Annotated in this window: 21 protein-coding genes; 13 read left to right on the forward strand and 8 right to left on the reverse strand. The window is 61.2% G+C overall.

From position 1 onward, the window contains the following. Positions 1–11: 11 nt before the first annotated feature. From VIL88_RS11570 to VIL88_RS11585, 4 genes are all read right to left on the reverse strand, one after another. Positions 12–1,139 (reverse strand): ATP-dependent nuclease, encoded by a 1,128-nt coding sequence (locus tag VIL88_RS11570; RefSeq protein ID WP_331988933.1) that lies wholly within the window; start codon positions 1,137–1,139, stop codon positions 12–14. Positions 1,140–1,151: 12 nt separating this feature from the next. Continuing rightward, positions 1,152–1,832 carry an AAA family ATPase gene (locus VIL88_RS11575; RefSeq protein WP_331989328.1) on the reverse strand — a complete coding sequence of 227 codons (681 nt, stop codon included), beginning with the start codon at positions 1,830–1,832 and terminating at the stop codon, positions 1,152–1,154. A 273-nt stretch (positions 1,833–2,105) separates the two neighbouring features. After that, positions 2,106–4,097: an ATP-binding protein gene (locus VIL88_RS11580; RefSeq protein WP_331988935.1), complete on the reverse strand. Its 1,992-nt coding sequence runs from the start codon at positions 4,095–4,097 to the stop codon at positions 2,106–2,108. 299 nt (positions 4,098–4,396) lie between these two features. Next, positions 4,397–5,386, reverse strand: a complete 990-nt coding sequence (locus tag VIL88_RS11585) for a LacI family DNA-binding transcriptional regulator (protein ID WP_331988937.1) — start codon at positions 5,384–5,386, stop codon at positions 4,397–4,399. A 219-nt stretch (positions 5,387–5,605) separates the two neighbouring features. Here VIL88_RS11585 and VIL88_RS11590 point away from each other — a divergent pair, with 219 nt between their 5' ends. The 9 genes from VIL88_RS11590 to VIL88_RS11630 all read left to right on the forward strand — a co-directional run bounded on the left by VIL88_RS11590 (position 5,606) and on the right by VIL88_RS11630 (position 17,415). Next, positions 5,606–7,534, forward strand: a complete 1,929-nt coding sequence (locus tag VIL88_RS11590; protein WP_331988939.1) for an ABC transporter substrate-binding protein — start codon at positions 5,606–5,608, stop codon at positions 7,532–7,534. An 84-nt stretch (positions 7,535–7,618) separates the two neighbouring features. Further along, positions 7,619–9,730: a family 10 glycosylhydrolase gene (locus tag VIL88_RS11595; RefSeq protein WP_331988941.1), complete on the forward strand. Its 2,112-nt coding sequence runs from the start codon at positions 7,619–7,621 to the stop codon at positions 9,728–9,730. Between the two features lie 200 nt (positions 9,731–9,930). Then, entirely contained in the window at positions 9,931–10,917 is a 987-nt protein-coding gene (locus tag VIL88_RS11600) for an ABC transporter permease (RefSeq protein WP_331988943.1), read from the forward strand. Between the two features lie 9 nt (positions 10,918–10,926). After that, positions 10,927–12,093 (forward strand): ABC transporter permease, encoded by a 1,167-nt coding sequence (locus VIL88_RS11605; protein WP_331988945.1) that lies wholly within the window; start codon positions 10,927–10,929, stop codon positions 12,091–12,093. Positions 12,094–12,103: 10 nt separating this feature from the next. Beyond that, on the forward strand, positions 12,104–13,807 hold the full coding sequence (locus tag VIL88_RS11610) for an ABC transporter ATP-binding protein (protein WP_331988947.1): 1,704 nt from the start codon (positions 12,104–12,106) through the stop codon (positions 13,805–13,807). Positions 13,808–13,817: 10 nt separating this feature from the next. Continuing rightward, positions 13,818–14,849, forward strand: a complete 1,032-nt coding sequence (locus tag VIL88_RS11615) for a Gfo/Idh/MocA family oxidoreductase (protein WP_331988949.1) — start codon at positions 13,818–13,820, stop codon at positions 14,847–14,849. Positions 14,850–14,860: 11 nt separating this feature from the next. After that, complete coding sequence (locus VIL88_RS11620) at positions 14,861–15,775, forward strand: sugar phosphate isomerase/epimerase (RefSeq protein WP_331988951.1); 915 nt, start codon at positions 14,861–14,863, stop codon at positions 15,773–15,775. 3 nt (positions 15,776–15,778) lie between these two features. After that, the gene (gene otnI, locus VIL88_RS11625; RefSeq protein WP_331988953.1) at positions 15,779–16,564 is read left to right on the forward strand and encodes a 2-oxo-tetronate isomerase; all 786 of its coding nucleotides are present in this window, start codon (positions 15,779–15,781) and stop codon (positions 16,562–16,564) included. Next, positions 16,546–17,415 carry a 2-hydroxy-3-oxopropionate reductase gene (locus VIL88_RS11630; protein ID WP_414650134.1) on the forward strand — a complete coding sequence of 290 codons (870 nt, stop codon included), beginning with the start codon at positions 16,546–16,548 and terminating at the stop codon, positions 17,413–17,415. The genes otnI and VIL88_RS11630 overlap by 19 nt, the downstream gene beginning before the upstream one ends. Before the next feature lie 301 nt (positions 17,416–17,716). Here VIL88_RS11630 and VIL88_RS11635 read toward each other — a convergent pair whose 3' ends face one another. The 3 genes from VIL88_RS11635 to VIL88_RS11645 all read right to left on the reverse strand — a co-directional run bounded on the left by VIL88_RS11635 (position 17,717) and on the right by VIL88_RS11645 (position 20,925). Then, positions 17,717–18,289: a DUF6969 family protein gene (locus tag VIL88_RS11635; RefSeq protein WP_331988957.1), complete on the reverse strand. Its 573-nt coding sequence runs from the start codon at positions 18,287–18,289 to the stop codon at positions 17,717–17,719. Between the two features lie 435 nt (positions 18,290–18,724). Then, entirely contained in the window at positions 18,725–19,936 is a 1,212-nt protein-coding gene (locus VIL88_RS11640; protein WP_331988959.1) for a YeeE/YedE family protein, read from the reverse strand. Positions 19,937–20,007: 71 nt separating this feature from the next. After that, positions 20,008–20,925: a sulfurtransferase gene (locus VIL88_RS11645; protein WP_331988961.1), complete on the reverse strand. Its 918-nt coding sequence runs from the start codon at positions 20,923–20,925 to the stop codon at positions 20,008–20,010. 211 nt (positions 20,926–21,136) lie between these two features. Between VIL88_RS11645 and VIL88_RS11650 the strand changes: the two genes are divergently transcribed. The 3 genes from VIL88_RS11650 to VIL88_RS11660 all read left to right on the forward strand — a co-directional run bounded on the left by VIL88_RS11650 (position 21,137) and on the right by VIL88_RS11660 (position 23,704). After that, positions 21,137–21,553, forward strand: a complete 417-nt coding sequence (locus VIL88_RS11650) for a thioredoxin family protein (protein WP_331988963.1) — start codon at positions 21,137–21,139, stop codon at positions 21,551–21,553. Positions 21,554–21,559: 6 nt separating this feature from the next. Next, positions 21,560–22,282 carry a cytochrome c biogenesis CcdA family protein gene (locus VIL88_RS11655; protein ID WP_331988965.1) on the forward strand — a complete coding sequence of 241 codons (723 nt, stop codon included), beginning with the start codon at positions 21,560–21,562 and terminating at the stop codon, positions 22,280–22,282. A gap of 132 nt (positions 22,283–22,414) precedes the next feature. After that, positions 22,415–23,704, forward strand: coding sequence for a rhodanese-like domain-containing protein (locus VIL88_RS11660; protein ID WP_331988967.1), 1,290 nt, complete (start codon positions 22,415–22,417; stop codon positions 23,702–23,704). Positions 23,705–23,881: 177 nt separating this feature from the next. Here the strand turns inward: VIL88_RS11660 and VIL88_RS11665 are convergent, their stop codons facing one another. After that, the gene (locus VIL88_RS11665; RefSeq protein ID WP_331988969.1) at positions 23,882–24,760 is read right to left on the reverse strand and encodes an SDR family oxidoreductase; all 879 of its coding nucleotides are present in this window, start codon (positions 24,758–24,760) and stop codon (positions 23,882–23,884) included. A 115-nt stretch (positions 24,761–24,875) separates the two neighbouring features. Here VIL88_RS11665 and VIL88_RS11670 point away from each other — a divergent pair, with 115 nt between their 5' ends. Next, entirely contained in the window at positions 24,876–25,235 is a 360-nt protein-coding gene (locus VIL88_RS11670; RefSeq protein ID WP_331988971.1) for a helix-turn-helix domain-containing protein, read from the forward strand. The last annotated feature ends 135 nt before the right edge of the window (positions 25,236–25,370 follow it).

Consider the following 25,370-nt stretch of genomic DNA (forward strand, 5'->3'; position numbering starts at 1 on the left):
GATACCCACCGCTAGACATTGGCGACAATGAATTCGATGGCTCGCCGGATATAGCCCGGCAGTTCCAGGCCTCCCAGACGGGTGGCCAGACGTTGGGCGAACCTTCCCTTGCCGATACTCTCGATGAGCGCAAGGTATTGGTCTTCGTTGAACTTTTCCTTGCCCGACGCCCACCCTTCGATGCGCGCAGCCCTTTCCGGTCCGAATCCGCCCTCCCGCAACGTGTCGTAGATCGGAACGCGGTAAGTCTCGATTTGATGGAGGTCAATCTCGAGTGTCTGGTTGCTAAGGAACACGCCGAACGCCTCGACCCGCTCACCGAACTCGTCCCAGTCATCCAACGCCCGCAGTTCCTTGATGAGGGCAACGGGTACGGATCCGGTACGGCGGAACTCAATGGTCCCGACCAGCTTTAGGCTTCGGTTGATCCCGAGGGGCTTTGACTCCTCGGAGATTTCGTCCCAATCGGTGATGACCACGAACGGGATGCCCATGCCGCCGAGGAACTTCGCGTATGGCTGGAAATTGGTGCCGGCGACCGAGCATACGGTGATGCCGTACTCGTCGAGATCAATGCCCATCTGTCCGGCGAAAAACGGCACGAGGAACTTCTCGGCATCGCCCTCTACCAGGATGACGCCGCGTGAGAAAAGCATCTCGGCCCGGGTGACGTCGAGATAACGGGCAAGGTCATCGTGTTCGTCATCGGTAAAACCGATGGACGCCGAGGAGCGGCCGGTGCTGCCCTTGCCCGGTTGATCGCGTAACAATACCAGCGATTTCAGCGGCGCGACGCTCGCGATTTGCGGCGAATGCGTGGTAACAATCACCGTGCGCGATCGGGGAACGTCTTTCCCGTCCTGGCCGCCGGCATGGGGGTTCTGCTGTCGGAACAGGTGGCGGTAGACGGTCCTCTGGAGATGAGGATGAAGGTGCGCCTCGGGCTCCTCGATCGCCAGCACCGTATGGTCCCGACTGTTCTTCTTGATGAGGCTCTCCAGCTCGAGCAGCTTGAGCGTAAGAAAGATCAGGTTCGAGGACCCGACGCTCGCCTCTGACACGTTCCGCGCGCCATCGTCGACCAGCAGCTTCAACGTTCTAGACAGCTTGGTGGTATCGGTCGGGGTGAGCCCCAGCACGGGATGGACGTCTTACCTCGACCCGCTCATCCTGGTGAACAAGGCCCGAATTTTCCCCTCGAGCTCGTCGACCTCGTCGAACTCCAGTATGGCTTGCGTGACCTTACCGATACCGTCGCCGATCTTGTCGAGCTCGGCAGTGGCAATGGCGGAAAAGGCCTCGTCCAGCAGCGGGCGCAGGGGAGACTTTCTCCAGACCGCAAGGTCGCCCTCAGCGTCGCGCAGGGCAGGCAGCACGTCGAGAGGAAGCCGGCGCCTCAGGTCGTGGCCGAACCGCTTTTTTTCGTCCTCGCCGCCGAAGCAATGGAATTCGAGCTCTGCGTCGGTTTCGGGAGTGCCTTCCGCCTCGTCGGCTGATCTCAGGCGATAAGTGAGACGAACGGTCGTCGGATCGGCGTCGAGCCGGTAGTCAGAGAGGAGCGCTAAGGTATCGAGATCGGCTTCGAAGTCGCGCAGTTCGATCGACACCTCGATTACGCTGTCCTTGTCCCGGGCAAGGCCATCCCAGAAGTCGGAAATGCCGAGCTCGCGGGCGCTGTCGGGGAGTGAGGGGTCGAGGATCAGCCGCAGTGCAAACAACAGGTTGCTCTTGCCTACCCGGTTTTCACCAACGATTACTATGTCTCCGGAAACCGCAATGTCCAAATCCGAGATACTTCGGAAATTCTTGATAAGAATGCGCGAGATGTACATGGACGCCGATACCGTTCTCTTCACAAGTCCTTATCCGGTGATTCCTCCTGACATAGGAAGTCGAAATCGTTGGTGTTCATAAAGCGCTTATGTTTGCGTTTTGTTTACCCATAAAACTTGGTTCGGCACATGGTGACAATCACATGCACGACTGGAACCGTTCAACATCGTCGGGCCGATGATCCGAACGGCTGCTTTCGAGAAATTCTAGTGGCCGAGCGATTGCCAGGAATGGGAGCGTGATCTGGGGACCGGTTGCAACCCAGGTCTGGGCTAGACAGATTCTTTGTCGGTCAGCTCGTCGGGCTCGATATCTTTGGTCCTCAGGATAGATGATTTGAGATCTTTGATCCGCGCCTCGATTTCTGATGCCTTGACTTCGATTTGCAGCTTCTCGGAGATGAAGTGTAGTCGGGCCTCGCATTCCCGCACTATTTCCCCCCACGTTTTGACCCATACCCTATGGGTGGGCCTTTCAATCAAAATCCCCGGATTACGACCAGTTTGCGTGATGCGTTGTTCCACCATTTCGTCGTACGCCCCGGTCACAAGATAAAAGTTCCAGTACGTGTCTGTATGAGCGAAATCAGGTTGGGTCCGGATGGTGTTGACGTAACGCTCGAGTTGATCAGTTTCCTTCGTTCCAACCGTAAGGTTTGGCCTCTTCAGCTCGACGAGCAGAAATTCCCTCTTCAGCTGGTTCTGCATCGGGACACCGCGCCCGACGAAGACGTCTGCCCGGCCGGTTTTGCCCTGAGGCGTGACAAGCTTTTTCCGCGAACGGCCTTTGCCCAATTCCTGCGCGACGCGCTCCATTATCTTTGAGAGCCCTGCTTCGGGTAAGGTGATGTGAAAGTTCTCACCGAACATCCAAGTATTGGCCTGGACGAGAACATCGAGTTCTCCGCGCTCGCGCGTCGTATTGCGTCGACTAGGGTCAAAGACCAACCCTTTAAGGACTTCGAGCGCCACAACGCGGTCGGCGATCAATGTTGAAGCCGAGATAATGTTGCCCAAGTTCGTCTTGTGCAACAGGTTGGAAAACTCATCCTGGCGGTTCTTTGGTAGGTTGAAGACGTGATGAAGGATGTTGTGGATGGCTTCAGGATTGTGCCTAACTGCCTCTCGCAAAAGGCCAAGCGTAATTTTCTTTAGAGGATCATCAGCCCGCTTGAAATCGCGGGAATATGAAGAGACCGCATGAGTGGCGATGTCGAAAACCTGACGTTCTCGTATCTCGACATCGGATTTGGGTTCTCCATCATATGGGTAGAGACCAGCATCCTTGAGTTCTTGAATGAGCTCGCCCGACCGCTCCGCTTTTCTGGCCCGGAAGTGATCGCCGACTGTATCCCGGATATGGTCGATCGCCTTTAGATAGTCCGGATCGGTCAAGCCGTCGAAATCTAGCAAATTGGCCTGCGCAAGCTCTTGGAAGTAGGGCGCATAGGCATATACGGAAAACTCGAAATCAGGGGCGTTCACATTGGCAGGTATCGATCCCAGTACAACTCCCGCTTCGCCTCCCAAGTAGATCTTGCGCCCGCCCAGGCCATGCTTCCACTCGATGACCTTAAGGGTCAGACCTTCAATTTTGTGGTTTGGGCCTACAATGGTAATCGGATCGAAGTTCCGGCTATCGGCAATGCTCATTGTCGGGTCGATCGGTAAACCATCATATTCGATGATCACGGAGGGATACTGCAGCACGTAGGGTGCGAACATCGCAGCAAAGTTCATCCGCGCGTCTTTGCTCCCTAGCCATTCTTGGCTATCCTTGAGTGGATAGAGTTCGACGGAGGTTCCAGGCTCCGCTCTGGCATCTTCGAGCTCGGTGACTTCGACCTCGGATTTGTGCAAAGATCCGGCATTTATAGTAATCACGGCGCGCGTTGGTACGCTTCCGCCGACATGCACTGACGTCCAACGCGCCCGTTCCGCAATCGAGAAGAAGCGCAGGCGCCCTTGGCCTTCTTTGCCGTGCAAAATGCGCCTGCCCTCGCTGCGGGCCTGCTGCCGCTTCCATGAAGCGCCGAGGTTTTCGAAATCAGCCATCGCATTTCGACGCGAAATGCCCACTCCATTGTCGACGATAGTCAGCTCCTCGAGGCCCCCCAAGTCATTCCGGCGAAGCTTTACTGAAACTGCTGTCGCGTCGGCATCTAGCGAATTCCACACGAACTCGGCCACTGCCTTGATTGGATCGCGCACGGTCGCAATCTTGGCCAATGCGTCGTGTTGGGCCTTGAGTTCGAGTGTTGTCATGGCGCTGCCTGCGTTGAGCTTGGGTCCAGCTTGGCCCGGCCGCACAGGATTAGCTGGTCCATTCGAGCCGGTCCACCTCGGCCTTCCTGCTCGAGGCGCTCAGTATTAAACAGAGCAGACTATGCTAACGCACGTAAGCTTGGATCGTCCGCTTTCGGGCTTCCACTGTTGCCAATGGGACGACCGGAATGGGGCGCATTGCTGATCGGCGGGTGCCGGCTAGCTTCCGTCCGGTTACCGGCATGGCAGTTATCTGCCCAAATGTTGAAACCTCGCCGTTCTCCTTTCCGCAAGTGCCGCTAGTCTAAGCCTTGGGAAAGCGTTCTGACCGAAGCGCGCTCGACCAATTGCGGCACCAGCATCAGTCGCTGTGGCGGCAGTGCGGGGCGGTTGCTGTTCATCCGTTCGAGCAGCAGCCGGAATGCGGCTATACCCATGTCGGCGCCGGGCAGGCGTACCGTCGTCAGCGGCGGCGAAATCTGTGTCGCGGCAGCAAAGTCGCCATATCCTACGACCGAAATATCGTCGGGTACGCGCAGGCCCATGCGGTGAAGTTCGGAAACCACATGCACCCCAAGACTGTCATGCGCACAGAACAGCGCCGTCGGCAGTTCTCCCTCGGTCTTGAGCGCGAGGAAGGCATTGGCAAAGCCCTCCTCGCCAAACTGCACTTCAACGACGCTCGCCTGATCCGACGTCAGCAGTGCCTCGCGCAGGCCGAACAGGCGCTCCATGCGTCCCCGTAGCACGCGGCTGCCGTGTACGAAGCCGATGCGCCTGTGTCCGCGCGCAATCAGATACTGCCCGATGGCATTGCCCGCCTCATGGTCGGCGCCCGTCACCTGGTCGACCTGTTCGAGCGGCAGCACCCAGCCGAGCCGCACCACCGGGCGCCCCAAAGCCTTCAGCACCGCCAGCGTCTTCACGTCATGCTGACCTACCAGCACGATGCCGGCGCTCGCCCGGGCGATGTTTTCGACCCGCTCGGGCTCGGCCGTCCAGTGGATCTGCACCTGGTATCCAGAGCTGTCCGCTTCGCGCTGGATGCCGTTCTGCATCTGCATCCAAAGCTCGCTGTTCACCGGATCATGGTCGTTGAAGATGATGTGGATGGCCGGCCGCATCGCCGCCACATCGGCCGCGCGCAGATAGCCCAGTTCAAGTGCCTTGGCCGTGATCCGCTCGCGCGTTTCCCCGCTGACGCCGTCCTTGCCGGACAGCGCGCGCGACACGGCGAATTTGGAAACGCCTAACTGGTCGGCGATCTCTTGCAGCGTGATTTTCTTCAAGCGCAAACCTTCATGTTTTGTTAGGTTCTAGCATGCCAATTTTTATGCGCAAGTTTTGTCTATAATGCGCGATATTGCGCTTAAAAAACAATGATATGCGCTTCATAGAATATTCGTTGCAACGATTTCGCTATGCCTATTGACCTAACAATTAGGTCTTGATTGGCTGTTGTTAGCTTGAAGAGCGCCGCTTAGGGCGCCCGAGCTGAGGAGGGATCGATGACCAATATTTCTCGGAGAACATTTCTGGCTGCGACCAGCGCCGCTCTCGTGCTGCCGGCCATCCCAGCCTTCGCACAGGCCCCGCTCAAGGAAGCGCCGGCGCTCGCCGAAGCTGTTGCCGCTGGTATCATTCCGCCGCTGGCCGAACGACTGCCGCTCAATCCCATGGTGGTCCAGCCGTTCGAGGCCGTCGGCAAATATGGCGGCGACCTCCGTGCCGCGCTCGTTGGTGGCGGCTCGCTCAACATGATGCACCGCTATCAGGGCTATGAGCCGCTCGTGCGCTACACCCCTGATTTCGGTGGGGTCATCCCCAATGTTGCCGAGAGCTTTGAGGCCAATGAAGACGCCACGGCCTATACGTTCAAGCTGCGCGAGGGCCACAAGTGGTCCGACGGCACACCCTTCACTACCGATGACGTGCTGTTCTTTTACGAAGACATCCTCCTCAACGAAGAGCTGGCCCAGTCCCCGCCGACCCCGATGCGCTCGACCGATGGCAGCACGGCAAAGTTCGAGAAGATCGACGACCTGACCTTCCGCATCGTCTTCAACCAGCCCAATGGCCTCTTGCCGCTGCGCCTTGCCTGGGCCAATGACGACCGCACCACGCGCACGCCGCGTCACTATCTCGAGCAGTTCCACATCAAGTACAATCCCGATGCCGACAAGCTCGCGACCGACCAGGGCATGACCGGCTGGGTCCAGCTCTTCCAGATCAAAAGCGGCATCGCCGTCGACGGCGAAATCTTCAAGAACAAGGATATGCCGACCCTGTTTGGCTGGCGCGTCACCCAGCCCATCGGTGAATCCGCCGAGTTCTCGATTTCCGAGCGCAATCCCTACTATTTCAAGGTCGATACCGACGGCAACCAGCTGCCCTATATTGACCGCATCACCTATGCCGTGGCGGCCGACAACGAAGTGCTGTTGCTCAAGGCGCTGCAGGGCGAGATCGACCTCATCGATCAGTGGATTTGCACCCCGGCCAATCGCGCCGTGCTCTATGATGGGCAGGAAACCGGCCAGTACGGGTTCTACACCACCACCTCGACCGAGCCCAACGAGATGGTGTTCCAGCTCAATCTGACCCATCCCGATCCGATCAAACGCGCCCTCTACCAGAACAAGGATTTCCGCGCCGCCCTCAGCCACTCGATCGACCGACAGGCAGTCATCGATACGGTGTTCATCGGCCAGGGCGCTCCGGCCCAACCCTCGATTCGTCCGGAAGACCCGCTCTACAATGAACAGCTCGCCACCCAGTACACGGCCTACGATGTCGCCAAGGCCAATGAACTGCTCGATACCATCATTCCCAACAAGGATGGCGAGGGCATTCGCCTCTACGAGAACGGTGAGCGTGTCTCGATCATTTTCGAGATCGATCAGGTTCGCCAGACTTTTGTCGATAGCTTCCAGCTCGTCCTGCCCATGCTCCGCGCCGTCGGCATCGACGCGCAGATGCGCACCATGGATCGTTCGCTCTGGGAAGTCCGCGTCCGCCAGGGCGGGGAATACGATGCCACCGTCCACAAGTTCGGCGGCAATGGCGGCATCGTCGCCATTCTCGATCCGCGTTACTTCTTTCCCAATACGACCGAGGCCATGTACGCCAAGGGCTGGCAGATCTGGTACAACGACCCCGACTCTCCCGACGCCGTCGAGCCGCCGGAAGCGACCAAGCGCCAGTTCGAGGCCTATAACGAACTGCGCCAGTCGAGTGATCCGGCTCGCCAGAACGAGCTCATGAAAGAGATCCTGCAGATCGCTGCCGACGAGTTCTACGTCTTCGGCATCACCCTGCCGCTCGATGGCTATGGCATCGTCGCCTCGCGCCTCAAGAACGTGCAGCCCGTCATGCCCAATTCCTGGGGTTACCCGACGCCCGCGCCGACCAATCCTGAGCAATATTACATCAGCTGATCGCTCCCAGGGTCGGCTCAAGGCACCGGCGGCCCGTCCTGCCGCCGGTGCATCCAATTCCCACATTTCTGACCGGATCGTCCGATGCTCAAAATCGAAGACAGCCCAGCTGCGTCCACTCTGCGCACGCCCGATTGGTACAAGACCGCCACGCGCTGGACCCAGCTCACATTTGTCGAGGACGACCCGCAGCGCTATGACCCCGCCTTCTGGGTCGATGTGTTCAAGCGTACCAAGTCCAACGCCATCTGCCTCTCGGCCGGCGGCTACATCGCTTACTATCCAAGCGAAATCCCGCTCCACTATGTCTCGAAATTCATCGGCGACACCGACCCCTTCGGCACCCTCGTCACCGAAGCCCGCAAACTCGATATGCACGTCATGGCCCGCGTCGATCCGCACGCCATCCATCCCGACGCCGCCAAGGCGCACCCCGAATGGGTCTCGCTGACGGTCGATCGCAATCCCCGCGAACACTGGGCCATGCCCGGCATTTTCGTCACCTGCGCTTATTCAAGCTACAATTTCGACTTCATGACCAAAGTCATCGTCGAGATCGCCGAAAAATACGACATCGACGCGCTCTTCGGTAATCGCTGGCAAGGCCACGGCGTCTGCTATTGCAAAGCCTGCGAAGACAATTTTAGGGCCGCCAGCGGCTTCGATCTTCCCAAAACGACGACCGCTTCCGATCCCGTCTGGCAGGCCTGGGCTGCATGGCGCCGCACCACACTGACCAAGCTGGTGGCCCACTGGGACACCGAGGTCAAAAAGGTCAAACCGCACGCCAGCTTCATTCCCAATATGAGCGGTTCCTCGCTCATGGAATTCGACCTTTCAGTCATCAAGAAGCATTGCCCCATTCTCTTCGTCGACCATCAGGGCCGCCGCAATGTCGAGCCCGCCTGGTCCGCCGGCCGCAACGGCAAACGTATCCGCGCCACTTTTCGCGATCGTCCGGTGGGGCTCATTACCTCCATCGGCCCCGAGGAAATCCCGCGCTGGAAGGACTCGGTGCAGACCGGCCCCGAGATCGAACAGTGGATTCACGCCGGCATCACCCAAGGGCTCTTCCCTTGGTTCACCAAGTTCAACGCCTGCATTCCCGATGACCGCTGGGTCCAGCCCACGGCCAACGCGTTCAATCTCCATGCGCAGGTCGAGCCCGTCATCGGCTCCATGCTGCCCAAGGCCGAGATCGCCATCATCGACCCGGCGACGACCCTCCGCCATTGGGACCCCGACAAGCGGCATCTGGCCGAACTCAACGACATGGGTTTTTACCACGCCCTAGTCGAAGCCCGTTTGCCCTTCGAGTTCCTCTCCGACCAGATCATGACGCTCGAGGAGCTGCGCCGCTACAAGCTCGTCATCCTCGCCAACGCCACCTATCTCTCCGACGCCCAATGTCAGGCTATCAGCGATTTCGTCGCCGAAGGCGGCTCTGTCGTCGCCGCCCACCAGACTTCGCTCTATGACGAAAAAGGTGCTGCCCGGTCCGACTTCGGCCTCGCCGACGTCTTCGGCGTCAAGATGACCGTCCCCCCGCGCAGCGGCGTCCGCAATTCCTACGTCTCGATCAACGGCAACCACCCCATAAACACCGGTTTCGGCAGCGCCCAGCGCATCATCGGCGGCACCGAAGATGTCGGGGTCGAACCGACGACCACGCTGGACCAACCCTTCCTCAAAATCCCGGATTTCCCAGACCTGCCGATGGAAGAAGTCTATCCCCGCCTGCCGCCCCAGGGCGTCGGCGTCTCGGCCCGCGTGACCGCAGCCGGTGGCCGCGTGGTCTACATCCCCTGGAATATCGGCGAGGTCTTCTGGACCTATATGGCCGAGGACCAGGGGCGCCTCATCGCCAATGCGGTGAAATGGGCCTTGGGCAAGGTGCCCGAAGTCACGGTTGAAGGCCGCGGCGTCTTCGATGTGGGCCTGCACGAAGACGAAAAGGGCAGGGCGCTGTGCCTTCTCAACCTCACCAATCCCATGATGATGAAGGGGCCTCTGCGCGACACCTGGCCCGTCGGCCCGCTGACCGCCACGCTGGAAATTCCCCAAGACAAAAAAGTCAGATCCGTCAATCTTTTGGTTGCCGATCGGTCGGTGCCGTTCCGAATCTGTGACGAACGTGTAACGGTCGACATCAGCGAGATCGAGACCATGGAGGTGGTCCATCTCGCCTGGGAGTGATGACGTTTTACCTCTCCCTCTGGGGGAGAGGTCGGCCCGAAGGGCCGGGTGAGGGCGCCTTTTGGCAAACGTGGTTTGTCGACCCATCCCTGATCCCTCCCCACAAGGGGGATTGAGGGTAGCGTAGCCCCGAAGCCCACCAGACCACCGGCCCGACGCTCACCCGCCGTGCCACCCGCAAAGCCGAAAGAGGAGCGGCAATGCTGAACTATATCTTGAAGCGGCTGGTCTACATGATCCCGACCCTGTTCGGCATGTCGATCATCTCGTTCGCCATCATCCAGCTGCCGCCGGGCGATTATCTGACATCGCTGCTTTCGACGCTCGCCGATGGCGGCGCCCCGATCGATCCGGCGACGGTCGAGCGCCTGCGGTCCCAATATGGCTTGGATCAACCCATCTGGGTCCAGTATGGCAAGTGGATGCTGGGCATCCTGACCCGCGGCGACTTCGGCTTCTCCTTCGAGTGGAACCAGCCGGTTTCGGAAGTCATCTGGTCGCGCATGGGCTCGACCCTCGCCATTTCCTTCGCGGCGCTGCTCCTCGTCTGGGCCGTCTCCCTGCCCATCGGCATCTATTCCGCCGTGCGCCGCAATTCGGTCGGCGACCACGTCTTCACCTTCTTTGGCTTCATCGGCCTTGCGGTGCCAAACTTCATCCTGGCCCTGACGTTGATGTACGTCTCGTTCCGCGTTTTCGGCCAGTCCGTCGGCGGTCTCTTCTCGCCCGAATATGTCGATGCGCCCTGGAGCCCCGCCAAGGTGTGGGACCTGATCCTCCACCTCTGGATCCCCATCCTCGTCATCGGCATGTCCGGCACGGCAGCAATGATCCGGATCCTGCGCGCCAATCTCACCGACGAACTCTCAAAGCCCTATGTCACGACCGCCCGGGCCAAGGGCCTGCCCGAATACAAGGTCATCGTCAAATACCCGGTGCGGATCGCGCTCAATCCCTTCGTCTCGGCCATCGGCTGGGTGCTGCCCGAGCTCGTCTCCGGCGTCACCATCACCGCCATCGTACTCAACCTGCCGACCGCGGGGCCGCTGCTTCTCCGCGCGCTGGTCGCGCAGGACATGTACCTCGCCGGCAGTTTCATTCTGCTCCTGAGCGTCCTGACCCTCGTAGGCATGCTCATTTCCGACGTCCTGCTCGCGCTGCTCGATCCGCGCATCCGCTACAATTGAGGTGATGCGATGACCCTTACGCCCATCCTCGATGCCAAGCTTGCCGAAGACGGTCCCGCCATCTCCGGCCTCAAGCCCGGAATGGACCCGATCTCCGATGCCGCCGCCGGCCAGTGGACCCTCATCTGGCGCAAGTTCCTTGCCCAGAAGGTCGCCCTCTTCTGCGGTGGCGTCATTCTGGTTCTCTACCTGATCGGCGCTTTCGCCGAATTCCTCGCCCCGGGCCTGCCGGACACCAGCCGCGCGCAATATACTTACGCGCCACCCCAAAGCATCGGCCTCTTCACGCCCGACGGCCAGTTCCAGCTCCACGTAAAAGGCTATAAGGTCGAGATCGACAAGGCCGCGCTCCGCCGCAAATTCGTCGTCGACGACACCGTCATCGTCCCCGTCGGCCTCTTTGTCGAAGGCCCGGCTTACAAAATGTGGGGTGTCTTCGACACCAACCGCCACCTCATTGGTCCGCTCGATCCCAGCCAGACCATGTATCTTCTCGGCGCCGATCGCCTCGGTCGCGATCTCCTCAGCCGGCTGATCTATGGCACCCGCATTTCCATGTCGATCGGCCTCATCGGCGTTTGCATGTCGCTGGTGCTCGGCGTCGTCCTCGGTTCCATCTCCGGCTATTTCGGCGGCTGGGTCGACACGGCCATCCAGCGCGTCATCGAAGTCGTCAGCGCCATGCCCACCATTCCGCTCTGGCTCGGCCTCGCCGCCGCCATCCCGCTGACCTGGTCACCGCTCCACGTCTATTTCGTCATCACCATAATCGTCTCACTGCTGGGCTGGACCGGTCTCGCTCGCGAAGTGCGCGGCCGCTTCTTCTCGCTCCGCAACGAGGACTTTGTCACCGCCGCCAAGCTCGACGGCTCCTCCGAGCGCCGCGTCATCTTCCGCCATATCCTGCCGTCGCTGACGAGCCACATCCTGGCGGTCACGACGCTCGCCGTCCCCTCGATGATCATCGCCGAAACTTCGCTCTCCTTCCTCGGCGTCGGCCTCAAGGCGCCGGTCGTCTCCTGGGGTGTGCTGCTGCAGGACGCGCAGAACATCCGCTCCATCTCGACCGCGCCCTGGCTCCTCATCTGGCCCAGCTTGGCCGTCGTGATCGCCGTCCTGTCCTTCAACTTCTTCGGCGATGGCCTCCGCGATGCCGCCGACCCCTACGAGACCTGAGGAGCAATATATGGAAAAGCCCGTCCTCAGCGTTGAAAATCTCTCCCTCGATTTTCACCTCCGCACCCACATTCTCCACGCCGTCCGCGATGTGAGCTTCGAGCTGCACCGCGGCCGCACCTTGGCTCTCGTCGGCGAAAGCGGCTCCGGCAAATCCGTCACCGCCCGCTCGCTCATGCGCATCGTCGACAAGCCCGGCGTCATGGTTGGTGGGCGGATCATCCTCCGCACGGAAGGCCAAGAGACCGATCTCGCCCAACTCGCCTCAAACAGCGCCGAAGTCCGCGCCGTCCGTGGCGCCCGCATCGGCCTGATCTTCCAGGAACCGATGTCCTCGCTCTCGCCGGTCCACACCATCGGTAGCCAGATCGACGAAGTCGTGCGCCTCCACGCCAAGCTCGACAAGCGCGCCGCCCGCGCCCGCACCGTCGAACTGCTGGGTCAGGTCGAAATTCCCAACCCCGCCGAAATGGTCGATCGCTACACCTTCGAATTCTCTGGCGGCATGCGCCAACGCGCCATGATCGCCATGGCGCTCGCCTGCAATCCGGACATTCTCATTGCCGACGAACCGACCACGGCGCTCGATGTCACCACACAGGCCGAAATCCTCGACCTCATCAAGCGCCTCCAGACCGAGCGCGGCATGGCCATGCTGCTCATCACCCACGACATGGGCGTCGTCGCCGAAGTTGCCGACGATGTCGCCGTCATGCGCTTCGGCCGCATCGTCGAAACCGGCACCGTGGACGAAATCTTCCACGCTCCCCAGCACGCCTATACCCAGCGCCTCCTCGCCTCGACGCTGAAACTCGAGCAACCCGCCGACGTCCGCTCCGAAGCGGTGGTCGCACCGCGCCCCATCCTCGAAGTGAAAAACCTCACAAAAGTCTATGGCGGCGCTAAAGGCTTTTTGGGCACCAAGAAGTTCGCTTTGAAAGCCGTAGAGGATGTCAGCCTCGTCCTCCACGCCGGCGAAAATCTCGGTGTCGTCGGCGAGTCCGGCTCGGGCAAGACCACCCTCGGCCGCCTGATCCTCCGCACCGTCGAGCCAACCTCCGGCCAGGTTCTCTACCGCCAGAAGGACGGCAAGGAGATCGACGTCACCGCACTCTCCAAGGGCGACCTCCGAAAATTCCACGCCGACGTCCGCCTGATTTTCCAGGATCCCTTCGCCTCGCTCAATCCGCGCATGACCATCCGCCAGATCATCGGCGATCCGCTGGTCGTCGAAGGTAAACTCTCGGCCAAGCAGATCGAGGAAAAGGTCGCCGAACTCCTCCGTCTCGTCGGTCTCTCGCCCGACGTCATGGAGCGCTACCCCCACGCTTTTTCCGGCGGCCAGCGCCAGCGCATCGGCATCGCCCGCGCTCTCGCGCTCGACCCACGCGTCATCATCGCCGATGAAGCGACCTCCGCGCTCGATGTCTCCATCCGCAGCCAGATCCTAGACCTGCTGCTGGAAATTCAGAGCCGCCTCGATCTCTCCTTCATCTTTATTTCCCACGACATCTCCGTCGTTCGCTATTTCTGCGATCGCGTCGCCGTCATGCATCGCGGCAAACTGGTCGAAGTCGGTCCCGCCGAAAAGATCTGCACGGCTCCCGACGAGGACTATACCCGCGCCCTCATCTCGGCCGTTCCCAACCCCGACCCCCGAAACAAGCGGATGTTGCACCGAACACGCTTTTCCGCCCTCTCAACGTCAACGTGATGTTACCCAAATGACAACCAATCAGCGTGCCGTGCTCACCGGCGCCGGCGCCATGAGCCGCAAGTGGCTCGAAGCAATCAAGGCCGTCGGCGGCGTCGAAATTGTCGGCATTGTCGACATCAATCCGGCCAATGCCGAAGCCCGGGCCGCCGAACAAAACATCAATCCCGAGATCGGCACCGATCTCAAATCGATGTTGGATAAATTATCTCCTGAGATCGTCTTCGACGTCGCCATCCCCGCTGTCCGCCATGGCATCGTCTCAACTGCCTTGGCCGCCGGCGCCCATGTGCTCTCCGAAAAGCCCATGGCCGAAACCCTTGATCAAGCTCGCGATTTGGTCGCTCGCGCAGATGCGGCCGGTCGCCTTCACGTCGTCATTCAGAACCGCCGCTACCTCGCCCAGCTACGCCGCATCCGCCGTCTTGTTGCCTCCGGCGCCATCGGGGATATCACCGGCGTTCATTGCGACTTCTTCCTCGATCCGCACTTCGGCGGTTTTCGCGAACAGATGCCCCACGTCCTGCTTTTGGACATGGCCGTCCACACCTTCGACGCCGCCCGCTTCGTCATCGATGACGCGGCTACTTCAGTTTATGCCGAGGAGTGGAACCCGGCCGGCTCCTGGTATGAACGCGACGCCTCGGCTTTTGCCAGCTTCCGCTTTTCGCAAGGCGCCGTAATGACTTATCGCGGCTCCTGGGCCGCACCGGGTCTGCGCACGTCCTGGGAAAGCACCTGGCGCATCACGGGCACCGAAGGCTCAATCCTCTGGGACGGCGCCGACGACATCCGCGCCGAACGCGCTCAGCCCCATGTCGCCGGAAAGCTGCTTCCGGGCACACAAGCCCTTGAAATCCCTGCGCTCGATCCCGCCGACCGCATCGGTGGTCACCTCGGCGTCATCACCGATTTTCTCATGGCCACCCGTGGCGGACCCTCGCCCGAAACAGTCAGCCGCGAAAACATCAAAAGTCTCGCCATGGTCCTCGGAGCCATCGACAGCTCCACCTCCGGCCGTCGCGTCGAAATCATCATTTAAGGGAAATACTTATGGCCATTGACCCAAAAGCCATCCGCATCGGCACGATGATCCGCGGCCACGAGCCGGATCCGGTGGGCTATCTCGAAAAGATCCTGCCGCACGGCTTTGAAAGCATCGAGCCCTATTTCTGGCAGACCGTGAACAAGGATCTCCCCGAACTCGCCAAGCGCCTCAAGGATGTCATCGGCGATCGCGACGTCACCATGTCGACCCTCGGCATGTTTGGTAACCCCTTGGAAGAACAGCCCAAAGACATCGAGACGCTGCGCGGCTGGGAAGCGTTGATCGACAATGCCCACCACTTTGGCGCCACCTGCGTCGCCGGTTTTACCGGCCGCATCCGCAATCGCGCGCTGCCCGAAAGCCTGCCGCAGTTCAAGAAAGTCTGGTCCGAACTTTCAAAGCGCGCCACCGACAAGGGCGTGAAAATCGCCTTCGAGAATTGCTCCATGCGCGGCAATTGGGAAACCGGCGACTGGAACATCGCCCACAATCCCGACGCGTGGGAAATGATGTTCAACGAGGTGCCGGAAAACAATCTCGGGCTCGAATGGGAGCCCTGCCATCAGATGGTCTATCTCATTGATCCCATTCCCCAAATCCGCAAATGGGCGCACAAGTTCTTCCATGTGCACGGCAAGGACGCGACCATCCGCTGGGATGTCATCAAGTCCCAGGGCTATGGCGGCAAGGAGAAGGCCGTCTGGATGCGAACGCCCGGTTTTGGCGATACCAACTGGACCGACGTGATTTCCGAGTTGCGCCTCGCCGGTTGGTCTGGCTCGATCGATATCGAAGGCTGGCATGACCCGGTCTATCGCGAGGAGCTGGAAATGGTCGGCCAGGTCCACGCGCTCAACTATCTCAAGGCCGCCCGTGGCGGCGACCAAATTCCCTATCCCGGCCCGCTCAAGGGAGCCTGATCCGTGCCGCGTTTTTCTGCCAATATTTCAATGCTCTACCCCGAGCTTCCCTTTCTCGAACGTCTCGCCGCGGCTGCCGCCGATGGTTTTAAGGCCGTCGAATATGTCGGCGCTTATGACCAGGAACCCACAGCGCTCAAGGCCCTGCTCGATCAGCATGGCCTGGCGCAGGCGCTGTTCAACATGCCCGCCGGCAATTGGGCCGCGGGCGAACGGGGCATCGGCTGCCACCCGGACCGGATCGCCGAGTTTCGTCAAGGCGTTGAAAAAGCCATCGAATACGCGAAGGCGACCGGCTGCACGCAGATCAATTGCCTCGCCGGCGTTGCGCCCGAAGGCTACGACAGGACGGCTCTCGAACTGGTCCTGATCGACAACCTGCGCTACGCCGCGCCGCGCCTTGCCGATGCCGGCATCAAACTCCTCGTCGAGCCGATCAATACCCGCGACATCCCGGGTTTCCTGATCAACAGCACGGAGCACTACGAGCGCATCGCCTCGGCCATGAAGCACGACAATCTCTACCTGCAATACGATTTCTACCACATGCAGGTGGTGCAGGGTGACCTGATCCCGACCTTCCTCCGCCTGCAGTCGCGCATCGCCCATGTGCAGATCGCCGACAATCCTGGCCGCCACGAGCCGGGCACTGGCGAAGTCAACCATGTGAATATTTTCAAGGTACTGGACGAGGCCGGCTACACCGGCTGGGTCGGCGCCGAGTACAAGCCAAAGGCGGGCACCAGCGCCGGCCTTGGCTGGTTCGAACCATGGAGAACGCAGGCATGAAGATCGGTTTCATCGGCCTCGGCGTCATGGGCCGCCCCATGGCGAGCCACCTCATCGCTGCCGGGCACGAAGTTTTCCTACACCGGGTCAAGGATGTCTCGCAGCATCTGGTCGAAGCCGGCGGTAAGCCGCTCGACAGTGCCCGAGCCGTGGCGGAGGCGGCTGACATCGTCATCCTGATGGTCCCCGACACACCAGATGTGGAAAAGGTGCTCTTTGGCGAAGAGGGCGTTGCGGAAGGCATTTCCGCAGGCAAGCTCGTCATCGACATGAGTTCCATTTCGCCGGTCGCAACCAAGACCTTCGCCAACCGCATCGCCGAGCTTGGCGCTGGGTATGTGGATGCTCCTGTATCCGGCGGCGAAGTGGGTGCCAAGGCCGCCTCGCTGACCATCATGGTCGGCGCGGCAGAGGCAGACTTCGGACGAGCCCTGCCGCTCTTCCAGCTCATGGGCAAGAACATAACGAGGATCGGGAACGTCGGCGACGGCCAGACGGCCAAGGTCGTCAACCAAGTGATTGTTGGCCTCACGATCGAGGCTGTGGCGGAGGGGTTGACCCTCGCCAAAGCGGCAGGGGCCGATCCGGCAAAGATTCGCGAGGCTCTGATGGGCGGTTTTGCCTCGTCGCGCATTCTCGAAGTGCATGGCGAGCGGATGATCGCAGAGACTTTTGATCCGGGCTTCCGAATTCGGCTTCATCGCAAGGATATCGGATTAGCAATGGAAGCAGCAAAGTCACTGGAGCTCTATCTTCCAAATTCTGCAGGCTTGCAGCAGCTGATGAACAAGGCGGTGGCAGATGGCCTAGGCGACAAGGATCACTCGGCATTGATAGAAAACTTGCGATGAGATGACCATGCGAGAGCTGAGCGAGCGGCATTCAATTGGCGTCCTTCGCGAACGTCGCGACGTCGACAACCGCCAGCATCTATGTTTCCTTCGACAGTGCGCGGAAAATGCAGGACTGTCCGGTGTCGCCCCAGCAGATATCAACAATGCGGAGTGAGCGGACGGGCAGCTATAGGGACTTCTCGCAATGCCTTCGGATGTCCGGAAAGGGGCGCGTCCCGGGCGTTAGTCTATAGCTTGTATCAAGCGCATGAATGTCTAAATTGCGCGCACACCAGTAGAACAATCCTGAGGCTTTGGATTAGTGGTCGATCACTAAGGATGACGTGACCTCCAAGGTGCGGTCATTACGTGCAGCATCTTGTTCGTCGTAGCGCGACAGAACAGCGTCTCTTTCGCGGATCAATTGCTCGATTTCCGGCTGATACTGCCGGATGGTCGCCGTAAGCCAGCGGTTGACCAGATACGACGGCTTCGCCAGTTCCATGTCGAAGCGGGGCAGCAAGGCGATGGTGGGTTCGGCGTCGAGCCAATTATCGCCAACCACCCATTGATTGACGGTGAACAGCCGGTGCAGCTTGCCATACGCATCGACGCCGATGGCGACCAGGTGGTGCACCGGGCCCTGCGCACCATCCGGACGAATGAAGCAGTGGTAGTGGCCGTGTTCGATGTCGTCTGCTGCGGGCAGGTGACAGTGGTAGTACCATTGCCCACCGCTGTCGGGATCGAACACGTCGCCCGCAGGATAATGCGACCAGGCCGAGACCGGCGCATCCCGCAGCGTTTCGCGCAGGACGTTCTCGCCCGATTTGGCGAGGAGCCTTTCGCAATAGGCAACTTCGAGGGCGGCGCGTTCACGATCCTCGTTCATACGCCTCCTCCTATTGCGCTCCTGCTGCGCAGGGGTTGAGCGCAGCACAAGGCGCCCCTGCGGCGCAAGGATTGGCTGCGGCAGGTGCGGCCGCGGCACAGGGCGCACCGGCAGCGCACGGATTGGCGACCGGCGCCGCGGCGGCGCAGGGCGCTACCACGGGTGCGGGTGCAGAAACGGCGCATGGGTTCGCTGCCGCAGGTGGTGCCCCGGCGGCGCAGGGATTACCTGCAGCGCAAGGATTGGCAGCCGGAGCGGCGGCTGCACAAGGGTTGCCTGCGGCGCAGGGATTGCCCGCCGCACATGGATTGTCGGCCGCTGCACTTGCGGCGGCCACCGGCGCGGGAGCCCGTGTCCCGCTCGCGACGTGATCGGCAGCGACAGCTGCGGTCGCCACAAGGGCCGCGGCGCCGAACAGCAAGGTATTGCGTGCACTCATTTGCGCTTGAACCCATCAAGACCGAAGACCGGGCGAAGAGCGATACCGCCCAGGCTGCCGACGAAAGCGGCGGCAAACCACAGCCAGCCATGTACGCTGCCCGAGGCGATACCCGAGAACAGCGCACCGATATTGCAGCCAAAGGAGAGGCGCGCGCCATAGCCCATCAGCACGCCCCCAATGGCTGCGGCAAGCAGCGACAGGAACGGCAGGGCGGCTTTGGGAGCGAACTTGCCGGCAAGGCTCGCGGCCAGGGCTGCGCCCAGGATCAGGCCGAAATCCATCACAGATGTGGAATCCTCAAGAACGCTGGACTGCAGCGCCTGGGCCTGGGCCGGCCAGGTCCAGAATTCCCAGCTCGCGACGGGAACGCCGACCGCCTGGGCGATCTTGGCGCCCCAAAGGCCGAAGCCATAGGTGATCGACCAGGGATGCCCGGCGACCAGGAGAGTAAGGATATTGAGGCCCGCCAGGGCAAGGCCGGCGCCGACCAGCGGCCAGGGTCCGCGCAGAAGGCGAGACCAGCCCCGGCTGGCCGGCGCCTTGATGGTTTCGAGCGATCCATGTGCACGCCGCTCAACCCAAGCGGTCACCAGCGCCACGGCGGCAAGCCCGGCAAGCGTCAGCACCAGCGCCAAGGGCACGCCCAGGGTAGTGCCGAGGCTGATGGCGGGCAGCGATGGCTGTGTCAGCCAGAACGGCAGATGCGCCGTGCCCAGCAATGCACCGAAAATGAAAAAGGCCAGTGTCACCAGCATGCGGGAGCTGCCGCCGCCGACGGTAAAGAGCGTGCCTGAGCCACACCCGCCACCCAACTGCATGCCCAGGCCGAACATCGCGGCGCCCAGCAGCACCGAAACACCGACGGGTGCGGTGGCGCCGGCAAGCGGCTGGCCGAACGGATTGCCAAGCGTCAGGAGAGGGATGAAGGCAACTGCCGCAACGCCGATCATCAGCATCTGGGCGCGCATGCCATGGCCGCGGCGCTCGACCACCATGCGGCGCCAGCCGCCGGTAAATCCGAAGGAGGCATGGTAAAGCGTCAGGCCCATCAGGCTGCCGATGAGGAACAAGGCGGCCTGGCGCAGGTCGACCAGCTGCCAGATGGCAAGGGTGCCGAAGGCCAGCGCAAGGCTGGTGAACCAGACCGGGCCGCGATCGGTGGAAACGGGCGCCGGTCGCAATTGGCCGGCAGTGGTGTCAGTCATCGAAAGCCTCGAAAAAAAGAACTTGCCCGGATGGTCCATCCGGGCAAGCAACTCAAATCATGTCATGGCGGTCAGTTGGTGACAACCGGACGGCTCGGATCGGACGTCCAGTCGGACATCGAGCCATCATAGAGCCGCACATTGGGCAGGCCCTGCACTTCGGAGAGGCCGAACCATGCAATCGAGGCCAGGTGCCCGGTATTGCAGAAGGAGATGAACCCTTCGCTGTCGGTCACGCCGGCTTCACTGGCAAGCTGGGCCACCTTGTCGGCGCTGGCAAAGCCAGGCTTTTCCGCATCATAGAACTTGTCGAAATTGATGTTGATGGCCGACGGAATGTGGCCGAGCGCCTGCACCGTATTGGTCTTTTCCTGGCCGATGAACTGGGCAACCGAGCGCGCGTCGATCAGGTTGACGTCGTTTTCGATGGCTTCGTTGACCTCGGCAACTTCGGCGCGCAGCTCGGGCCGGAACTCGGCATCAAAGCTGGCGGCGACCGGGGTCACGGCCTCGGTGGACAGTTCGCCATTGCTCTTGGCCCAGGCAGCATAGCCGCCATCGAGGATCGACACATTGTCGTGGCCATAGACCTTGAAGGTCCAGTAGACGCGGGTGGCGCCGCCGAAATCGGAGGCATTCTGGCCGCCGGTGAGAATCACGACGTGGTCGTCATTGCTCACGCCCAGGCCGGAGACCAGGGCCTCGATGGCTTCCTCGGTGGGCAGCAGGCCGGGAACGTCGCCGACCTTGGCGCGCCAGCCCGAAGCGGCATAGGGAGCGGCAACGGCGCCGGGCACGTGGCCGGCAGCATAAAGATCGCCCGCTTCGGTGGCGTCGCGGATGTCGAGCAGAACGAGGCTTTCCTTGCCCAGGTGCTGGTTCAGCCAGGCCGCATCGACCAGCGGCTGATCGGTCAGGCGCTCGGCATGGGCGGCCCCGGTCATCAGAAGGGCAGTGGCGAGCGCGGCACCGGCAAGTTTGAAGTGCATCGGAGAAAATCCTTGAGGCAGTATGAGCTTGCCTCAATATCGCATGGCTTGACGGCAAAGGCGGCTCAAGGGGTTCCAAAGCGCTCCTCCCCAGGGAAATATCTATCTAGTGAGTAGACATTCCTTCGAAGGATTGTTTCTTCCCCGCGCTGGGCAGCTAAAGGCAAGGCGCGCTAGTGTCGAGGTCCTTGTTCGAGCCTTGCGAAAAACCATGCTGATTGCCCAACGTCTTCTTCTTGCCGGCCTCCTTGTTCTCGCGCCCGTGCAGGCCATGGCGCAGGATGCCGCACCACAAACCCAAGGGGAGTCGCCCCGCGCCACCGTCGTGAGCTTCGAGGGCGAGCCTTCGCTCAACGCGCTTGCGGCACAAGGAACGACGGTGGTGTTCTTCTATGCCGCCTGGTGCCCCAATTGCCGCGCTACCATTGCCGAACTCAACGCCCGCTGGGCCGAGGTGAACCCGGACCTCACCGTGGTCATTGCCGACTACGACAAGGAAACCGCGCTCAAGAGCAAATTCGGCGTCACCTATCAGGACACCTTCGTGCTGCTCGACGCCGAGGGCAAATCGGTCAAGTCCTGGAATGCGGGCGGCGTCGATGGCCTTAACGCCAACAGCGCCAGTTAGGCGTCCATGCTGCTCACCATCGGCTTTGCCTTTCTTGCCGGCGTGATCACCGTCCTCTCGCCCTGCGTGCTGCCTTTGCTGCCCATCATCCTGAGCTCAGGCGCGCAGGAAGGCCGGGCCCGGCCCATCGGGCTGATCGTCGGTTTCGTCGGCGCCTTTACTGCGGCGACCCTGGCCTTGAGCTATCTGGTGCGGTCGCTCGGCGTGCCGCCGGACCTCAACCGCATCCTTGCCGGAGCGGTGCTGATTGTTCTGGGCCTCGTGCTTGCCATCCCGTTTCTGCATCAGGGCTTCGAGCGCTTCGCCGGGGTGATCGCCAGTCGCACAGCGGTGCCGCAGAACGGCTCGGGCTTCGGCGGCGGCCTCGTCATCGGTGCCGGCCTGGGCCTCGCCTGGAGCCCCTGCGTCGGCCTGATCATGGCATCCGTCATCACCCTGGCGCTTAACCAGCAGGTGGATGCCGGTGCGCTTGCCATCACGCTCGCCTTTTCGTTGGGAACGGCGCTGCCTATGGCGGCGATCATGCTGGGCGGCCGGCAGATCACACGACGGCTCGGCTGGTTCCAGGCCAATGCCGGTCGCATTCAGCAGGTGCTTGGCGCGCTCCTGGTGCTGACCGGCCTGGCGATCTTCCTCGGCTGGGACCGGCAGATTCAGATTCTGCTGCTCACCTGGTTCCCCGACTGGGAGCTGGCGCTGACCGGCTGGGAGCCGCGGCCCAGCTTCTGATCTTTTCAAGCGCCGGCCGGGCGGCAAAAAATCCTGTCGCCTCAAGCGGCAACAACGCAAACCGGTTCGTTGCCAATCTCTATCAGCTAAGTAGACAATCGGCGGGTCGATCAATCGGAAAGGATTGCCCCCATGCTCCAGCGCAAGAATTCGTCCGTTCTCACCCCGCTCTTTGCCGCCCTGTCGCTCCACGCGCTTGCCCTCGGCGCGGCCCCGCTGGCCCTTGGCGTTGCAACCGCGCCGGCACAGGCTCAGACGCAATCGACCGGGATCATCACCGGCCAGGCCGAGTTCGAGCGCCTCATCAAGCAAGGCGCCAAGCTGATCGACGTGCGCTCCCCTGCCGCCTATGCGCAAGGTCATGTTGCGGGCGCCATCAACCTGCCCTGGCAGTCGCTCAACGTCTCGGAAGCCGATGGCATCCGCAATGAATTCGCCAGCGACGCGACCTTCGAGGAGCTGCTGGGCAAGGCGGGGCTGAGCTACGACGACACCATCCTGATCTATGACACCACGGCTCTGCCGGGCCGCGCCTATGTCGCCTTCGTTTATGCCGGTTTTGACAAGGTCCATGTGCTCGATGGCGGTGTCGGCGCCTGGCAGGGCGAGCTCAGCACCGAGCCGGTCGAAGTGGCCGCCACCACCTTTTCGCTCGAGCGCAAGAACGATATCCGCGTCTCCAAGGACTATGTCGCCGGCAAGGTTGGCGACCCCGGTGCCGTGATCATCGATGGCCGGAACGGGGATGCCTATGCCGATGGTCACATTCCCGGCGCCCAGACGCTGCCGGCATCGAGCCTCCTTACGCCAGCGGCGACGCTGCAATCCGAACCACTGCTCCTAGAGCTCCTCAACACGGCTGGTGTCAGCCCCGACCGGGAGGTGGTTTCCTATTGCGGCAGCGGCGTTGCCGCCGCCAACAACTACCTGGCGCTGCGGAATCTGGGCTACGACAACGTCGTGCTCTATGATGCGAGCTGGGACGAGTGGAGCCGCGACCCGCGTTCGGGCCAGCAGCTGGCCCTCGCCAACTACACCTTCGATGGCACCCCGACCGCGCGCACAACCGGGCCGCAATTCCTTGACGAAGCGGCGGTGAAGGCCTTGGCGAGCGACCCCAACGTCGTGGTGCTCGACGTGCGCTCGCCCTCCGACTACGCAGCGGGCCATATTCCGGGCTCGGTCAGCCTGTTCTGGGACCAGACGCTTGATGCCGATCGCGTCCTCCTGCCCGTCGAGGACCTGCAGAAGCTCTATGCCGATGCGGGGGTGACGCCGGACAAACGCGTGGTGCTCTTCACCCGCGGCGGCCAGCAGCTTTCGCACAGCTATACCGTGCTCAGCATCCTGGGATTTTCGGACGTCGACTTCTTCACCGGCAAGTTCGAGGGCTGGGAAAACGGTGCATTCAAGCGCACGTAATTTGCAAGCGGGGGTGCATCCACCCCCGCTTTTGCTGCGATTACATCAAGCGGCAGCTTTCGGAATATCGTTCACGCTGTTCAACGGCTGGAATGGGGCGCGTAGCGGCGGTGCCTTAAGGCCAACGATGCCCTTCTCCTCCACGGCAGCCTGCCGTGGAGGCGGTTTGCCAGCGTCTCATCTTGCGCGCTTGGCATAGGTGGTGCGTAGGAACTCAGCCGCCGTCATCGGCGTGCGGCCGAGGAGTTTCTCTAGATCGCCCGCCTGGCCGTCCCATGCTCCAGAATTTACGCCCTGCATCCACCCCAATGCGAAGCGTGCGGCGGGTTCGGGCAAACCGGACGCCATGAGGTGGGCGATGTAGTCCTCATCGGTGCCGGCGACGTAGGGCACCTTTTTGCCGCTGACATCGGAGAGGATGTCGGCGATATCCGAGAACGACACAGCTGGATCACCATAGAGCGTGTAAGTCTTGTACTCGTGACCCCATTCGCTCAGCACGACTGCATGCGCTTCCGCCAGATCGTCACGGCTGGCGAACCCTGCTTTGCCACTACCAGCCGGGGCGCGAACTCCTATCTCCAGGGGGTTGCTGCCGATAAAGAACGGGATGCTCTCGATAAAGGGTGGATGACCGACAAGCGTGTAGGCGAGGCCGGAGGCCTTCAGTTGTTCCTCAACGAAGAGGTCCTGGTCGGTGATATCAGGCAAGGCGAAGGCAGATGCTGCTTCGTGGATGATCGGCATATAGACGATGTATTTGATACCCGCCTGCCGAGCCGCGCTAATGGCGTTTTGGTGCTGAGTGTTGCGGTCAGTGAATGCGGTCGCGGATACAAGCATCAGCTTCTCGATACCCTCGAACGCCCGCACGAGGCCGTCGGGATCGAAGTAATCACCTTGGCGGATATCAATTCCTGCGGCTGCAAGGTCCGCAGCCTTGGCAGGATCGCGGGCCAAGCCGACCAGGTCGGTTGCAGGCATCCGCTTCATCAAATGCTGCAGGGTCTTCCGGCCGATATTACCGGTTGCTCCAGTTACAAGTATTTTGGTCACGGTGATCTCCTGGGGACGATTTGCGCGTCGACAACGCCGCTTGATCCAAGTAGGACAGTGCGCACATTCGAACTAGTACCGACTATTTTGTAAGTGTCAGAATTGGGAGATCAACTTGACCAGCAGGGAATTTCATTGCGGTTTGGAAGCGGTTCTTGCAATCCTTGGCGGCAAGTGGAAGCCGCTGATCGTTTACCATCTGACTGAAAACCCCAGACGCACGGGGCAGCTTCGAAGGTTGGTCACGGGTGTGACCGAAAAGATGCTGATCCAGCATCTCAAAGAACTCACCGACGATGGGGTCGTTCGTCGCATCGACTTCCAGACGGTGCCGCCGCATGTCGAATACGAGCTGACGGAGTTTGGCCGGAGCCTGGCAATGGTTCTCGCCCCGATGTGCGAATGGGGTACCAGACATTCGTCTGACGTCGCCATGATCGTGCAGAACCGCAAAGGAGCGTCAGAGGCCGCATAGTGTATACGGCTGCCAAATTGCTCCGACGAACTCGCGTCTTAATATGCCTATCGAGGCGCGCGGGCGTCTCACGGTAAACCAGCTACTGGCCTATGGTTACATCTCCAGCACCGGCCGGAATAGCGCGCTGCGACC

It is taken from the genome of Devosia sp. (genome assembly GCF_036563435.1).
In the GTDB taxonomy this organism is placed as follows: domain Bacteria; phylum Pseudomonadota; class Alphaproteobacteria; order Rhizobiales; family Devosiaceae; genus Devosia.

Excerpts from the sequence above, each read along its gene's own strand:
- VIL88_RS11575 (WP_331989328.1), bottom strand. The coding sequence starts at position 1,832 with ATGTACATCTCGCGCATTCTTATCAAGAATTTCCGAAGTATCTCGGAT.
- VIL88_RS11580 (WP_331988935.1), bottom strand. The coding sequence starts at position 4,097 with ATGACAACACTCGAACTCAAGGCCCAACACGACGCATTGGCCAAGATT.
- VIL88_RS11590 (WP_331988939.1), top strand. The coding sequence starts at position 5,606 with ATGACCAATATTTCTCGGAGAACATTTCTGGCTGCGACCAGCGCCGCT.
- VIL88_RS11595 (WP_331988941.1), top strand. The coding sequence starts at position 7,619 with ATGCTCAAAATCGAAGACAGCCCAGCTGCGTCCACTCTGCGCACGCCC.
- VIL88_RS11600 (WP_331988943.1), top strand. The coding sequence starts at position 9,931 with ATGCTGAACTATATCTTGAAGCGGCTGGTCTACATGATCCCGACCCTG.
- VIL88_RS11605 (WP_331988945.1), top strand. The coding sequence starts at position 10,927 with ATGACCCTTACGCCCATCCTCGATGCCAAGCTTGCCGAAGACGGTCCC.
- VIL88_RS11610 (WP_331988947.1), top strand. The coding sequence starts at position 12,104 with ATGGAAAAGCCCGTCCTCAGCGTTGAAAATCTCTCCCTCGATTTTCAC.
- VIL88_RS11615 (WP_331988949.1), top strand. The coding sequence starts at position 13,818 with ATGACAACCAATCAGCGTGCCGTGCTCACCGGCGCCGGCGCCATGAGC.
- VIL88_RS11620 (WP_331988951.1), top strand. The coding sequence starts at position 14,861 with ATGGCCATTGACCCAAAAGCCATCCGCATCGGCACGATGATCCGCGGC.
- VIL88_RS11630 (WP_414650134.1), top strand. The coding sequence starts at position 16,546 with ATGGAGAACGCAGGCATGAAGATCGGTTTCATCGGCCTCGGCGTCATG.
- VIL88_RS11635 (WP_331988957.1), bottom strand. The coding sequence starts at position 18,289 with ATGAACGAGGATCGTGAACGCGCCGCCCTCGAAGTTGCCTATTGCGAA.
- VIL88_RS11640 (WP_331988959.1), bottom strand. The coding sequence starts at position 19,936 with ATGACTGACACCACTGCCGGCCAATTGCGACCGGCGCCCGTTTCCACC.
- VIL88_RS11645 (WP_331988961.1), bottom strand. The coding sequence starts at position 20,925 with ATGCACTTCAAACTTGCCGGTGCCGCGCTCGCCACTGCCCTTCTGATG.
- VIL88_RS11650 (WP_331988963.1), top strand. The coding sequence starts at position 21,137 with ATGCTGATTGCCCAACGTCTTCTTCTTGCCGGCCTCCTTGTTCTCGCG.
- VIL88_RS11655 (WP_331988965.1), top strand. The coding sequence starts at position 21,560 with ATGCTGCTCACCATCGGCTTTGCCTTTCTTGCCGGCGTGATCACCGTC.
- VIL88_RS11660 (WP_331988967.1), top strand. The coding sequence starts at position 22,415 with ATGCTCCAGCGCAAGAATTCGTCCGTTCTCACCCCGCTCTTTGCCGCC.